Here is a 13328-nt window from a genome sequence, read left to right as displayed (position 1 = left end):
GAGATCTCTAAACCTACCTGATATGAAAATCGCAATTCTTGGAGCGGGAAACCTGGGGCTCTCAATCGCCAAAGGTCTCCTTGTGAGCAATGCTTACAACACCCTTTATCTCACTAAAAGAAAAACAGAAGCTATACAGGAATATTCTGAATATGAGAACGTGGTAGTTACAAAGAGTAACCGCGAAGCTGTTCAAAATTCTGAAATTCTCATTCTGGCAGTACAACCCAAACAGATCGAAATCGTACTGCAGGAAATTAAAAACGAATTGCACGAGAGACATGTGATTATTTCAACCATTACGGGAGTGAGTATAAGCAGGATCGAAGATTTGGTGGGAGATCATCTCATTATTCGGGCAATGCCTAACACTGCCATTGCCGTAAAAAAATCAATGACATGCCTTTGCAGTAATGAGAAAGGACAAAAACAGCTCCAGGTAGCCGAGGCTATTTTCGATAAAATAGGAACAACAATGGTTATTCCCGAAAACAAAATGCAGGCCGCAACAGTAATATGTGCCAGCGGAATAGCTTTTTGGATGCGATTAATAAGAGCTACTACTCAAAGTGCAGTTCAGTTAGGTTTTGACGCTAAAGAGGCGCAGCAACTATCAATGCAAACCTGTCTTGGTGCAGCGAGTTTATTGATAGATTCGGGCAAACATCCCGAAGAAGAAATAGACAAAGTAACCACTCCTATGGGGTGTACCATAGAAGGTCTTAACGAAATGGAACATCACGGCCTCAGTTCTTCACTCATACGGGGAATGCAGGCTTCATTCAAAAAAATCAATAATATTTCTAATTAGCCCCCATGAATTTATTTGACGTTTACCCACTATATAATATTACTCCTGTAAAAGGAGAAGGCTGTCATGTCTTTGATGACGATGGTAAAAAGTATCTCGATTTGTATGGCGGTCATGCCGTAATTTCGATAGGACATTCGCATCCTTCTTATGTAAAAGCCGTACAGGAGCAGGTTCAAAAACTCGGATTTTACTCCAATTCCATAAAAAATCCGTTACAGGAGGAACTTGCCGAAAAGCTTTTACAGGCTTCGGGACTTGAAAACTATAAACTTTTTCTTTGTAATTCGGGTGCCGAGGCTAACGAAAATGCCCTTAAACTTGCTTCATTTCACACCGGGAAAAACAGGGTGATCTATTTTAAAAATGCTTTCCACGGAAGAACTTCGGGTGCTGTGGCAGTGACCGATAATGAAAGTATAAAAGCTCCTTTTAACAAGGCTCATGAAGTTACCTGCCTTGCTTTTGAAGATGTGGCAGGTTTGGGAAAAGAGCTTTCAAAAGGGGATGTTGCCGGGGTGATTGTTGAAATTATCCAGGGAGTGGGTGGTCTTGATGAAGCATCTACCGAATTTTATCAGGCTACGGCCAATCTTTGTTCAAAATACAACGCTGTTCTCATTGCCGATGAAGTGCAATCGGGTTATGGCCGGACCGGAGATTTCTTTGCCTTCCAAAAACATCAAATTTCACCCGATATTATTTCAATCGCAAAAGGAATGGGCAACGGATTTCCAATTGGTGGCATTCTCATTTCTTCAAAAATTGAAGCAAAACACGGCTTATTGGGAACCACCTTTGGCGGCAATCACCTTGCCTGTGCAGCGGGTATCGCAGTACTGGACGTGATAGAAAATGAAAACCTGATGCAAAATGCAGCCGAAATTTTTCAGTTTGTCAAAGAAAAGGCTGCTGAAATTCCGCAGATAAAGCAAGTGAAAGGAAGAGGCTTGATGCTGGGGCTGGAATTTGACTTTGAAGTGGCCAGCCTTCGGAAAGATCTCCTGTTTAAACATCAGATTTTTACAGGTGCAGCTTCCAATAAAAAGTTGTTGCGAATCCTACCGCCGCTAAGTATCCAAAAAGGGCATTTTGAGCAGTTCTTTTCGGCGTTAAAGTCAGAACTTAAAAATATTAAATAATATATCCCCATATTAAATAAGGCTTTACAGATCCCATAACTATCGGGACTGTGAGGTCTTAATAAACATATTTTAAAAATGAAAAATTATATCAGTTTATCAGATTTAGAAAATTTAGAACAGGCTATTGCAGAAGGGCTTCAGCTTAAGAACAATAATACGGCAGCAAACCTGGGAAAGGGAAAAACTCTTGGCATGTTGTTCTTTAACCCAAGTTTACGCACGCGCCTAAGTACCGAAAAAGCTGCAAAGCTCCTTGGAATGGAGGTGATGGTGATGAATGCCGATAAAGATGGCTGGGCTTTGGAGTTTGAAGATGGAGCAATAATGAATTCCAACAAAGCTGAACATATCAAAGAAGCGGCTGCCGTATTATCACAGTATTGCGATATTATTGCGGTGCGGGCATTTCCGGGTCTTGAAGACAAAGCAAAAGATGAAGAAGACCTGGTGATAAAGAGTTTTAAAAAGTACGCTACTGTGCCGGTGGTAAATCTTGAAAGTGCTACTGGCCATCCGCTGCAGGCCCTTACCGATGCCATGACCATTACAGAGCTTCAAAAGACAAAAAAGCCGAAGGTTGTACTCACATGGGCACCGCACCCACGGGCCCTGCCCCAAAGTGTTCCCAATTCGTTTGTCGAGGCCATGCAGCGTATGGATGTGGATTTTGTGATTACAAATCCGCCGGGTTATGATCTTAATCCTGAAGTGAGTAAAGATACACAGGTGTCTCACAACCAGGATGAGGCTCTAAAAGATGCCGATTTTGTGTATGTGAAGAACTGGAGCAGCTATGAAAACTACGGAAAGATTTTATCTGAAGACAGTACCTGGACTTTTAGTGAACAAAAAGTACAGCTTACAAACGATGCCAAAGTGATGCATTGCCTGCCCGTAAGGCGAAATGTGGTGATTGACGATGCCGTACTGGACAGTCCTAATTCCGTAGTAATTCAACAAGCCGGGAACAGGACCTACGCCGCCCAGGTGGTGCTGAAGAGGTTGCTCGAAAACCTGGAGATAGAATAAGAAAACAGCGTAAGACACAGCTGAAGGGAATAGTTCAATAAATCTGGCTTGGTTTAAAAAAGCCTGTAAAATTTCAACATGAGAAAACAAGATCTTACTATTGTAAAAATAGGAGGAAAGCTAATTGAAAACGAGGAGCGGCTTTCGTCTTTCCTCAATGATTTTTCTGCTCTTAAAGGTCCGAAGATCCTCATTCACGGAGGTGGAAATATGGCAACCGAAATCGCCACAAAATTAGGATTCCCCACAAAGATGATCGACGGCCGCCGAATTACAGATGCCAATTCGCTTAAAGTGATCGTGATGACCTACGGCGGACTCCTAAATAAAACCATTGTTGCGAAGTTACAGGCACTCCAGGCCAATGCTGTGGGTCTTTGCGGGGCAGATGGCAATAGTATTGTTTCCAAAAAGCGTGCAGTTAAAGAAATAGATTACGGGTATGTGGGAGATATAGAAACGGTAAATACCAGGTTTATAAACTCTTTGCTGGAGCAGGGCTGCGTTCCTGTTTTTTCGGCTATTTCAGCTACCCGTGAGGGACAACTTTTAAATACCAACGGGGACTCTGTTGCTGCTGAAATTGCAAAGGCAATGAGCAGTATTTATAATACCCAATTGTATTTTTGCTTTGAGAAGAAGGGCGTTTTGGCCAACCCGCAAGATGAAAATTCGGTTATTCCTGAAATAGATCATACAAAATATCAGCAGCTTCTTGAAGGAAAAGTAATAAGTGAAGGAATGCTTCCGAAGCTTCACAATTGTTTTGAAGCTTTGGATCATGGAGTGAATAAAATATTTCTTGGAAATGCTGATGTTCTTAAAATGGGAAATTCCTGTACAAAAATCATAAAATGACACACTTATCTAAATTGCAGAACGAAGCCCTGGAACTTCTCAAAAAGTTGATTTCCACACAATCTTTTTCAGGAGAAGAAGAAGGTACAGCCGCATTGCTTGAGCAGTGGTTCAAAGATCATGAGATTCCATTTCAGCGCCACCTGAACAACTTGTGGGCAGTGAATAAGAACTTTGAAGATACAAAACCCACTTTGCTGCTTAATTCTCATCATGATACAGTTAAACCTAATTTGGCTTATACTAAAGACCCTTTTAATGCTGAAATTTCAGAAGGGAAATTGTTTGGTCTTGGAAGCAATGATGCAGGCGGATGTTTAGTATCCCTGCTGGCCACTTTTACTTATTTTTACGGGGCTGAAGGTTTATCTCATAACCTGATATTTGCCGGAACAGCTGAAGAGGAGATCAATGGGAAGAATGGTATTGCATGCCTTTTGCCTTTGCTGCCCAAAGTAGACGTTGCCATTGTAGGAGAACCCACGCTGATGGATTTGACAATAGCCGAAAAAGGGTTGGTAGTATTTGATGTTTTAGTAAAAGGAAGACCTTCACATGCGGCACATCCCAATGATGATAATGCCATTTATAAATCGGCAAAAGCCTTGCAGTGGTTTGAAGCCTGTAAATTTGAAAAAGTTTCAGAAGCTTTAGGAGAAGTGAAGCTCACAGTTACCCAAATTAAAGCAGGAAGCCAGCACAACGTAGTGCCGGCACAGGTAGAACTGGTGGTAGATGTGAGAGTTAACGACCAGTACAGCAATGCCGAAATTGCAGCTATTTTGGCAGAACAAGCCCCGGTAGATGAGATAAATCCACGTTCATTGCGGCTTAATTCTTCTTCCATTCCTCTGGAGCATCCATTAATAGAGGCAGGTGTTTCTTTAGGAATGAAAACTTATGGATCGCCTACCCTCAGTGATCAGGCTATGCTTAGCTGCCCTTCTTTAAAATTAGGCCCCGGAGACTCTACCAGGTCACACTCGGCAGATGAGTTTATCTTTGTGAAAGAGATAGAAGAAGGTATAGAGAAGTATATAAAATTGCTGGAAAAGGCATTGGTATAAAAATAAATTTAAGACCTCACAGGTTTTTGAAACCTGTGAGGTCTATTAAATCGGAAATATGAAACTTTGGGATAAAGGAATATCAATAGACAAAAAGATCGAGAATTTTACTGTGGGCAATGACAGGGAACTGGATATGTTCCTTGCCGCGCATGATCTGCAGGCTTCGTCGGCACATGCTAAAATGCTGGGAAAGGTTGGCCTAATTGAAGAAGAAGAGGTGAGGCAATTAGTTGAGGAACTTCAGCGCCTTCAGCAACAGGTAAAGAACGGAACATTTGTGATTGAAGAAGATTTTGAGGATGTGCACTCCAAAATAGAGTTTGAGCTCACCAAAAAACTTGGAGATACCGGAAAGAAAATCCATACCGCCCGTTCACGGAATGATCAGGTTTTGGTGGCACTGCATCTTTATTTCAAAGAAAACCTTCAGGAGATCATCAGTCGGGTTAACGATTTGATAGACGTACTTCTAAAACTTGCTGAAGAGCATCAAAACAGCCTCTTGCCTGGTTACACTCATTTACAGGTGGCCATGCCTTCCTCTTTTGGGTTGTGGTTTTCGGCATATGCAGAGATACTAATAGACGACCTCTACCAACTTAAGGCCGCACTAAAAATAGTAGACCAAAACCCCTTAGGTTCTGCCGCAGGTTATGGCTCCTCATTTCCCATAGACCGGGAATTTACCACAAAGGAGCTCGGTTTTTCCACTTTAAAGTACAACGTGGTGGCAGCCCAAATGAGCAGGGGAAAAAGTGAAAGGGCAGTAACTTCGGCAATAGCTTCGGTGGCCAATACGCTCTCCCGTTTCTCTATGGATATCTGTCTTTATATGAGCCAGAATTTCTCCTTTATCAGCTTTCCGGAGGCACTAACTACCGGTTCCAGTATTATGCCTCATAAAAAGAACCCCGACGTCTTTGAACTTGTAAGGGGTAAAAGCAACAAACTGCAATCTATAGCCGGGGAAATGGTATTGGTAACCAACAATCTGCCGAGTGGTTATCACAGGGATTTTCAGGTGATCAAAGAGAACAGTATATATTCCGTAGAAGGCTTGAAAGAGATCCTCGATGTTTTTACGCACTCCATTTCGCAGATTATTGTGAAGGAGGTAAACCTGCAGGATGAAAAATACAAATACCTTTTTACCGTAGACAGCATTAACGACCTTGTGATGGAAGGAAAATCCTTCAGGGAAGCCTACCAGATCATTGGCGAACAGGTTCAACAAGGAACTTATGAACCTGTGGGCAACAAACATCATTCCCACAGCGGAAGTAAAGACAATCTTTCTCTTGACGAAATAAGGAAAAAGCAAAGATCTGTCGATTAACTTTACATTTTTCTTACCTCTCAAAAATGCCGTTTTTTAACGGCATTTTTTATTCCCGCCTTTTTGCTGAAAATATCTTTTGGAATTTAGCTATCGTAAATAATTAAGGGTTAAGTATTTGTTTTTCAGTTAATTAAAGCTATTTCGTTGCTTCTGAAAATAATATGAAGCCAGCAACTTCAAGTTTGTGCAAGATTTATGGGCCTAATTTTAGAAAAAAATGACGAAATCCCGTAATGAACAATAAGTACAGTAAAATTTTAACACAAAACGAATCTCAACCGGCCTCTCAGGCCATGTTACATGCAATAGGTCTTACAAAAGAAGATTTTCAGAAGCCATTCGTGGGTATAGCAAGTACAGGCTATGAAGGGAATCCCTGTAATATGCATCTTAATGAGCTTGCAACCTTGGTGAAAAAGGGTTGTAATGAAAATGGTCTTGTAGGCTTAATTTTTAATACCATAGGCGTAAGTGACGGAATTTCTATGGGTACACCAGGGATGCGCTACTCTCTTCCTTCCAGGGACATTATCGCAGATTCTGTTGAGACGGTTATCCATGCCATGTCGTATGATGCGCTTGTTACGGTTGTGGGGTGTGATAAGAATATGCCCGGCGCGCTTATGGCGATGTTAAGGATCAACAGGCCGTCTATTTTGGTATATGGAGGAACAATAGCTTCGGGCTGCCACAATGGGAAAAAACTGGATGTGGTTTCGGTTTTTGAAGCCTGGGGCTCTAAAGTGTCTGGTGATATTAGTGACGAAGATTATAATAGCGTCATCGAAAAAGCCTGTCCGGGGGCAGGCGCATGTGGCGGAATGTATACCGCAAATACCATGGCTTCGGCTATTGAAGCTTTGGGGATGGCACTGCCTTACAATTCGTCAAACCCTGCAACAGGAGCCGAAAAAAGAGCAGACTGTGAAGCCGCCGGAAAAGCTGTTCAGTTGCTTGTAGAGAAGGATATAAAGCCTAAAGATATTGTTACGCGTAAGGCACTTGAAAACGCCGTTAGGTTGATTACAGTGCTTGGAGGGTCTACCAATGCGGTACTTCACTTTTTGGCGATTGCAAAAGCTGCTGAAGTAGAATTTACCCTTGCCGATTTTGAGAAGATAAGTGATACCACTCCTTTCCTTGCCGATCTTAAGCCCAGCGGAAGATTTGCGATGGAAGATGTTCACAGGATAGGAGGCATTCCTGCCGTTTTAAAATATATGCTGAAGCATGATATGCTTCATGGTGACTGCCTCACTGTTACCGGTAAAACTTTAGCTGAAAATCTCGCTGATGTGCCCGATTTAACTGAAGGGCAGCAAGTAATTAGAGCAATTGAGAATCCTATCAAGACATCAGGACATTTAAGGATCCTGTACGGCAACCTTGCCGAAGGTGGATCGGTTGCCAAGATCACCGGGAAAGAAGGCTTGTTGTTTAAAGGTAAAGCCCGTGTGTTCAATAGTGAATATGAAGCGAATAGCGGAATTTCTGAAGGGAAAGTGAAGAAAGGTGATGTGGTAGTCATACGATATGAAGGCCCTAAAGGTGGTCCGGGTATGCCCGAAATGCTGAAGCCTACGGCAGCGATAATGGGAGCAAAGCTCGGTAAAGATGTAGCCCTGATTACCGACGGAAGATTTTCGGGAGGGACTCACGGTTTTGTAGTAGGCCATATTACTCCAGAAGCACAGGAAGGCGGGCTAATTGCCCTGGTTGAAGATGGAGATGAGATCACCATTGATGCCGAAGCCAATACAATTTCGGTTGATTTGAGTCCGGTGGAGATTCAGGAGCGAAGAAATAAATGGAGCGCCCCTAATCTTAAATTCAGCAAAGGTGTGCTTTATAAATATGCAAGAACAGTTTCTTCAGCCTCAGAAGGCTGTGTTACAGATGAATTCTAATAAGTAGAACTATGGAAGTTAAAACAGCTGGTTTTAAAGAAGTTTCCACTGCGGAAACATTGAAAGTTTCGGGAGCAGAGGCCGTAATAAAGAGCCTTCTGGCCGAAGGGGTGGAGGTAATGTATGGATATCCCGGAGGCGCTATTATGCCCGTTTACGATGAAATTTTTAAATATAAGGGTCAAATTGAACATGTGCTCACCCGTCATGAACAGGGAGCGGCACATGCAGCGCAGGGATACGCCCGGGTCACCGGAAAAGTGGGAGTGGCTATTGCCACATCGGGTCCTGGAGCTACCAACCTCATAACAGGAATTGCCGATGCTCACATAGATTCTACGCCAATGGTGTGCATTACCGGGCAGGTGGGGTCGCATCTTCTGGGAAGTGATGCTTTTCAGGAGATAGATATCGTGGGGCTTTCAACTCCCATTACAAAATGGAATTACCAGATTACCAAAGCTTCCGAAATTCCTGAAGTTCTTGCCAGGGCTTTTTACATTGCCCGAAGTGGAAGACCAGGCCCTGTTCTTATTGACATCACCAAAGATGCCCAGTTTGAAAGCCTTGACTTCAGCTACAAAAAATGCTCAGGAATAAGAAGCTATACGCCTTTTCCCGAAGTGAACCTACTTCAAGTTGAAAGAGCTGCCCAGGCCATTAACAATGCAAAAAAACCTATGATAGTTTTTGGGCAGGGGGTTATTTTGGGCAGTGCAGAAAAACTTTTAAAAGAGGTGGTTGAAAAGACCGGAATACCTGCAGCATGGACAATTTTGGGACTTTCGGCATTGGAGACAGATCATCCGTTAAATGTTGGAATGGTAGGGATGCACGGCAATTATGCCCCCAATATTTTGACTAACGAATGTGATGTGCTTATTGCCATAGGAATGCGTTTTGACGACCGGGTAACCGGAGACCTCAATACTTATGCAAAACAAGCTACCATTATTCATTTTGAAATAGATCCTGCCGAGGTTAACAAGAATGTACATGCTCATATCCCGGTATTGGGAGATGTGAAACAGACTTTAAAGCTGCTTCTCGAATTTCTTCAGCCAAAGAGCCATGATGAGTGGCATAATAAATTTCGGGAGCTTCATAATATTGAATACGAAAAGATCATCAAAAATGATCTTTCAGCAAGCGAAGGAAAGATAAAGATGGCCGAAGTTCTCGATGAAATAAACACAGTTTCAAAAGGGGATGCTATCATAGTTTCAGATGTGGGCCAGCATCAAATGGTGGCCTGTAGATATGCAAAATTCAACTCCTCGCGCAGTAATGTAACATCGGGCGGACTGGGAACCATGGGGTTTGCTTTGCCTGCAGCCATTGGTGCAAAAATGGGAAGCCCTAACCGCCAGGTTGTGGCAATTATTGGTGACGGAGGTTTCCAGATGACGTTGCAGGAATTGGCTACTATTTATCAAATGAATGTTCCTGTGAAGATTGTTGTTCTAAATAACAATTTTCTTGGAATGGTAAGGCAGTGGCAACAAATGTTCTTTGAAAAACGCTATGCTTCTACAGAAATGGTGAACCCCGATTTTACAGGCATCGCCAAAGCCTATCATTTAACCACCAGGAAAATTTCAGAAAGATCTAACCTTCAGGAGGCAGTACAGGAAATGCTGGCATCAGATAAACCTTTCTTTCTTGAAGTAGAAGTAGAAAAGGAAGAGTGCGTTTTCCCAATGATCACAACAGGAGCATCAGTTTCAGATATACGTTTAGAGTAATGGAAAAGAAAAATTATACAGTATCGGTTTACACAGAAAATAACCTGGGGTTGCTAAGTAGAATAGCCGCCATTTTTCTGAAGAGACACATAAATATTGAAAGTATTACGGTCTCTCAAAGTGAGGTGCATGAGGTGATGCGGTTTATTATCATCGTAGAAGTGACTGAAGAGCAGGTCAAAAAGATCGTGGGACAAATAGAGAAACAAATAGAAGTAATTAAAGCTTTCTATCACAAAGACGAGGAGCTTATTTATCAGGAGACCGCCTTATATAAGGTGCGATCTTCAGATTTTGTAGAAGATTTTGACATCCAGAGTTTTATTAAAAAAACCAATGCCCGCATTGTCACTGTTTCACCCAATTTCTTTGTCATTGAAAAAACAGGGGAGCGGCACGAAACTGAAAGCCTCTATGAAAAATTGAAACCTTACGGGCTTATGCAGTTTGTAAGATCGGGAACCATTGCAGTTTCCAAAAATGAAATGCCAATATCAGAACTATTAGAAAAATTCAATACTTCAAATACAATACAATGAGTAACTATTTTAACAGCCTTTCAAGAGGCGAACAATTAGCTCAATTACAAACCTGCAGGTTCATGTCTAACGAAGAGTTTAATGACGGCACCTCAGCTTTAATCGGTAAAAAAATAGTAATCGTGGGCTGTGGGGCGCAGGGATTAAACCAGGGGCTCAACATGAGAGACAGTGGTCTTGATATTTCTTATGCTTTAAGAGAAGGGGCAATTCAAAACAAAAGACAATCTTACCTCAATGCTACAGAAAATGGGTTTGAAGTAGGGAGTTTTCAGGAATTGATCCCACAGGCCGATTTGGTTATAAACCTTACCCCAGATAAGCAGCATTCTTCTGTGATAGAAGCTATTCAGCCTTTGATCAAAAAAGATGCAGTTCTTTCCTATTCTCACGGTTTCAATATTGTGGAGGAAGGAATGAAGATAAGAGAAGATATTACTGTAATTATGGTTGCACCTAAATGCCCTGGGAGCGAGGTGCGGGAAGAGTACAAACGCGGTTTTGGAGTGCCTACGTTAATTGCTGTACATCACGAGAATGATCCGCATGGAATAGGTTTAGAGTGGGCAAAGGTTTATGCTTATGCTACAGGTGGCCACCGGGCAGGAGTTTTGGAATCGTCTTTTGTAGCCGAAGTAAAATCTGATCTTATGGGCGAACAGACCATCCTGTGCGGCGTCCTGCAAACCGGATCTATTTTGAGCTTCAATAAAATGGTTGCTGAAGGAGTAGAGCCGGGATATGCTGCAAAACTCATTCAGTATGGCTGGGAAACTATTACTGAAGCTCTAAAACATGGAGGAATTACCCAAATGATGGACAGGCTTTCAGATCCTGCAAAGGTGAGGGCGTATGAAATTTCCGAAGAACTGAAGGAAACGTTGAGACCCTTGTTCAGAAAACATATGGATGATATCATCACCGGTGCCTTTAGTTCAAGGATGATGAAAGATTGGGAGAATGATGATAAAGAATTGTTGGAGTGGAGAGCAGCTACAGAAAATACTGCTTTTGAAAAAACTAACGCCACTTCAGAAAAAATTAGTGAACAGGAATATTTTGACAAAGGAGTACTCTTGGTGGCCTTTGTAAAATCTGGTGTAGAGCTGGCTTTCGAAACCATGGTAGAAGCCGGAATTATAGAAGAATCGGCTTATTATGAATCCCTTCATGAAGCGCCACTTATTGCCAATACCATTGCAAGAAAGAAACTGTATGAAATGAACAGGATTATTTCGGATACAGCTGAATATGGTTGTTATCTTTTTGACCACTCCTGCAAACCTTTGATAAAAGATTATATCAATAACCTGGAGCCAGATGTGATTGGAAGGGAGTACTCTGGTAGTGTTCAGGATGAAAATAAAGTAGCACAAATAAATGAATCTGTAAGACAGCATTCAGTTGAAAAGGTTGGTACAAAACTTAGAAAGGCGATGACCGCAATGAAAAAACTCGAAGTATAATGGATGAGCTAACTACTGCTACAAAACAATACCGCCCGCAACTTGAGGCTGTAAGAGAGGCTAAAGAAAGGATCTCAAAAGTGACACTTTTGACACCTCTGGCTTCCTCATTTACATATAGCAGGAAGTTTAATGCCAATATTTTTCTGAAAAGGGAAGATCTTCAACAGGTAAGGTCTTACAAAATTCGCGGTGCCTATAATAAGATCTCAAGTTTACCTAAAGACCAGTTGAACAAGGGAGTTATTTGCGCCAGTGCCGGTAATCATGCCCAGGGAGTAGCCTTTGCATGTAATAAATTACAGACCAAAGGGGTTATTTATATGCCGGTAACCACCCCACGCCAAAAAGTGGAACAAACCCAGATGTTTGGCGGGGAATGGGTAGAAGTTGTTCTAAAAGGTGACACTTTTGATGATTCTTATAAACAGGCCGTAGTTCACGGCCTGGAGAAATCGTTGGTCTTTATTCACCCTTTTGATGACCCCAAGGTAATTGAAGGACAGGCCACCATTGCTCTCGAAATTCTGGAACAGGCCGGGGCTCCTATAGATTACGTTTTTGCACCATTAGGCGGCGGCGGACTCTTAGCAGGATTGTCATCGGTATTTAAACAACTTTCTCCCCAAACTAAAGTCATTGGAGTAGAGCCCGAAGGCGCTGCTTCTATGACCGCTTCCCTGCAGGAAGGGAAAGTAGTGGAGCTGCAAACTATTGAGCGATTTGTTGACGGTGCAGCGGTACAGAAGGTGGGAGCAATCAATTTTGATCTCTGCCGGGCCAACCTGCACCAGATGCTTAGCATCCCCGAAGGTAAGATTTGTCAAACCATTCTGGATCTTTACAACCAAGATGCTATAGTTGCTGAACCTGCAGGAGCTATGGCACTTGCGGCGCTTGATCTCTTTTCGGAAGAAATTGAAGGCAAGAATGTGGTTTGCATTCTAAGTGGTGGCAATAATGACATTACCAGGACCGCCGAAATTAAAGAAAGGGCGTTGCTGTATTCGGGTCTTAAACATTATTTCATTGTGCGCTTTCCGCAGCGGGCCGGGGCTTTAAAAGAGTTTGTTGAAACTGTGTTAGGTCCAAATGACGATATAACCCATTTTGAATACTCTAAAAAGCACCACAGGGAGAATGGTCCGGCTGTGGTAGGAATTGAGCTAAAGGATGCTGAAGATTTTGCACCTTTAGTGCAACGAATGAAGGATTACAATTTCTATGGGCAGTATCTTAATGACAGCCCCGATCTTTTTCAGTTCCTGGTATAAAAAAAGAAGCTGTCTAAAAATATTGATAGTGGTTGAATTAATTGATCAGGTTATCGGGTTGTGCAAACACCGGTAGCCTGATCAATTTGTTTCTGATTAAATTCAGAAGAAAACTTTCAATAACTTTAAGACAGCCTCTACAGGC

At 42.2% G+C, this 13328-nt stretch carries 11 protein-coding genes; all 11 read left to right on the top strand.

Annotation, left to right across the window (positions count from 1 at the left end; genetic code table 11):
* Nucleotides 1–22: 22 nt before the first annotated feature.
* Nucleotides 23–811, top strand: coding sequence for a pyrroline-5-carboxylate reductase (gene proC / locus V5739_RS00265; RefSeq protein ID WP_423819180.1), 789 nt, complete (start codon nt 23–25; stop codon nt 809–811).
* 5 nt (nt 812–816) lie between these two features.
* Nucleotides 817–1953: an aspartate aminotransferase family protein gene (locus V5739_RS00260; protein ID WP_423819179.1), complete on the top strand. Its 1137-nt coding sequence runs from the start codon at nt 817–819 to the stop codon at nt 1951–1953.
* A gap of 69 nt (nt 1954–2022) precedes the next feature.
* Complete coding sequence (locus tag V5739_RS00255) at nt 2023–2985, top strand: N-acetylornithine carbamoyltransferase (protein WP_423820511.1); 963 nt, start codon at nt 2023–2025, stop codon at nt 2983–2985.
* A gap of 78 nt (nt 2986–3063) precedes the next feature.
* Nucleotides 3064–3843, top strand: coding sequence for an acetylglutamate kinase (gene argB, locus V5739_RS00250; protein WP_423819178.1), 780 nt, complete (start codon nt 3064–3066; stop codon nt 3841–3843).
* Nucleotides 3840–4910, top strand: a complete 1071-nt coding sequence (locus tag V5739_RS00245) for a M20 family metallo-hydrolase (protein ID WP_423819177.1) — start codon at nt 3840–3842, stop codon at nt 4908–4910. The genes argB and V5739_RS00245 overlap by 4 nt, the downstream gene beginning before the upstream one ends.
* A gap of 58 nt (nt 4911–4968) precedes the next feature.
* Nucleotides 4969–6249, top strand: coding sequence for an argininosuccinate lyase (gene argH, locus V5739_RS00240; protein ID WP_423819176.1), 1281 nt, complete (start codon nt 4969–4971; stop codon nt 6247–6249).
* 236 nt (nt 6250–6485) lie between these two features.
* Nucleotides 6486–8159 (top strand): dihydroxy-acid dehydratase, encoded by a 1674-nt coding sequence (ilvD, locus tag V5739_RS00235; protein WP_423819175.1) that lies wholly within the window; start codon nt 6486–6488, stop codon nt 8157–8159.
* Between the two features lie 11 nt (nt 8160–8170).
* Nucleotides 8171–9904: a biosynthetic-type acetolactate synthase large subunit gene (gene ilvB / locus V5739_RS00230; RefSeq protein ID WP_423819174.1), complete on the top strand. Its 1734-nt coding sequence runs from the start codon at nt 8171–8173 to the stop codon at nt 9902–9904.
* Entirely contained in the window at nt 9904–10443 is a 540-nt protein-coding gene (ilvN, locus tag V5739_RS00225) for an acetolactate synthase small subunit (protein ID WP_266068807.1), read from the top strand. Before ilvB ends, ilvN begins: the two co-directional genes overlap by 1 nt.
* Entirely contained in the window at nt 10440–11909 is a 1470-nt protein-coding gene (gene ilvC / locus V5739_RS00220) for a ketol-acid reductoisomerase (protein WP_423819173.1), read from the top strand. Before ilvN ends, ilvC begins: the two co-directional genes overlap by 4 nt.
* The gene (gene ilvA, locus V5739_RS00215; protein ID WP_423819172.1) at nt 11909–13183 is read left to right on the top strand and encodes a threonine ammonia-lyase IlvA; all 1275 of its coding nucleotides are present in this window, start codon (nt 11909–11911) and stop codon (nt 13181–13183) included. Before ilvC ends, ilvA begins: the two co-directional genes overlap by 1 nt.
* Nucleotides 13184–13328 lie beyond the last annotated feature (145 nt).

Source organism: Salinimicrobium sp. TIG7-5_MAKvit, assembly GCF_049569215.1.
Classification (GTDB): domain Bacteria; phylum Bacteroidota; class Bacteroidia; order Flavobacteriales; family Flavobacteriaceae; genus Salinimicrobium; species Salinimicrobium profundisediminis.
This window is presented reverse-complemented; position numbering and strand designations above follow the sequence as displayed.

Coding starts and splice junctions, on each gene's coding strand:
- proC (WP_423819180.1), top strand. CDS start 23: ATGAAAATCGCAATTCTTGGAGCGGGAAACCTGGGGCTCTCAATCGCC.
- V5739_RS00260 (WP_423819179.1), top strand. CDS start 817: ATGAATTTATTTGACGTTTACCCACTATATAATATTACTCCTGTAAAA.
- argB (WP_423819178.1), top strand. CDS start 3,064: ATGAGAAAACAAGATCTTACTATTGTAAAAATAGGAGGAAAGCTAATT.
- V5739_RS00245 (WP_423819177.1), top strand. CDS start 3,840: ATGACACACTTATCTAAATTGCAGAACGAAGCCCTGGAACTTCTCAAA.
- argH (WP_423819176.1), top strand. CDS start 4,969: ATGAAACTTTGGGATAAAGGAATATCAATAGACAAAAAGATCGAGAAT.
- ilvD (WP_423819175.1), top strand. CDS start 6,486: ATGAACAATAAGTACAGTAAAATTTTAACACAAAACGAATCTCAACCG.
- ilvB (WP_423819174.1), top strand. CDS start 8,171: ATGGAAGTTAAAACAGCTGGTTTTAAAGAAGTTTCCACTGCGGAAACA.
- ilvN (WP_266068807.1), top strand. CDS start 9,904: ATGGAAAAGAAAAATTATACAGTATCGGTTTACACAGAAAATAACCTG.
- ilvC (WP_423819173.1), top strand. CDS start 10,440: ATGAGTAACTATTTTAACAGCCTTTCAAGAGGCGAACAATTAGCTCAA.
- ilvA (WP_423819172.1), top strand. CDS start 11,909: ATGGATGAGCTAACTACTGCTACAAAACAATACCGCCCGCAACTTGAG.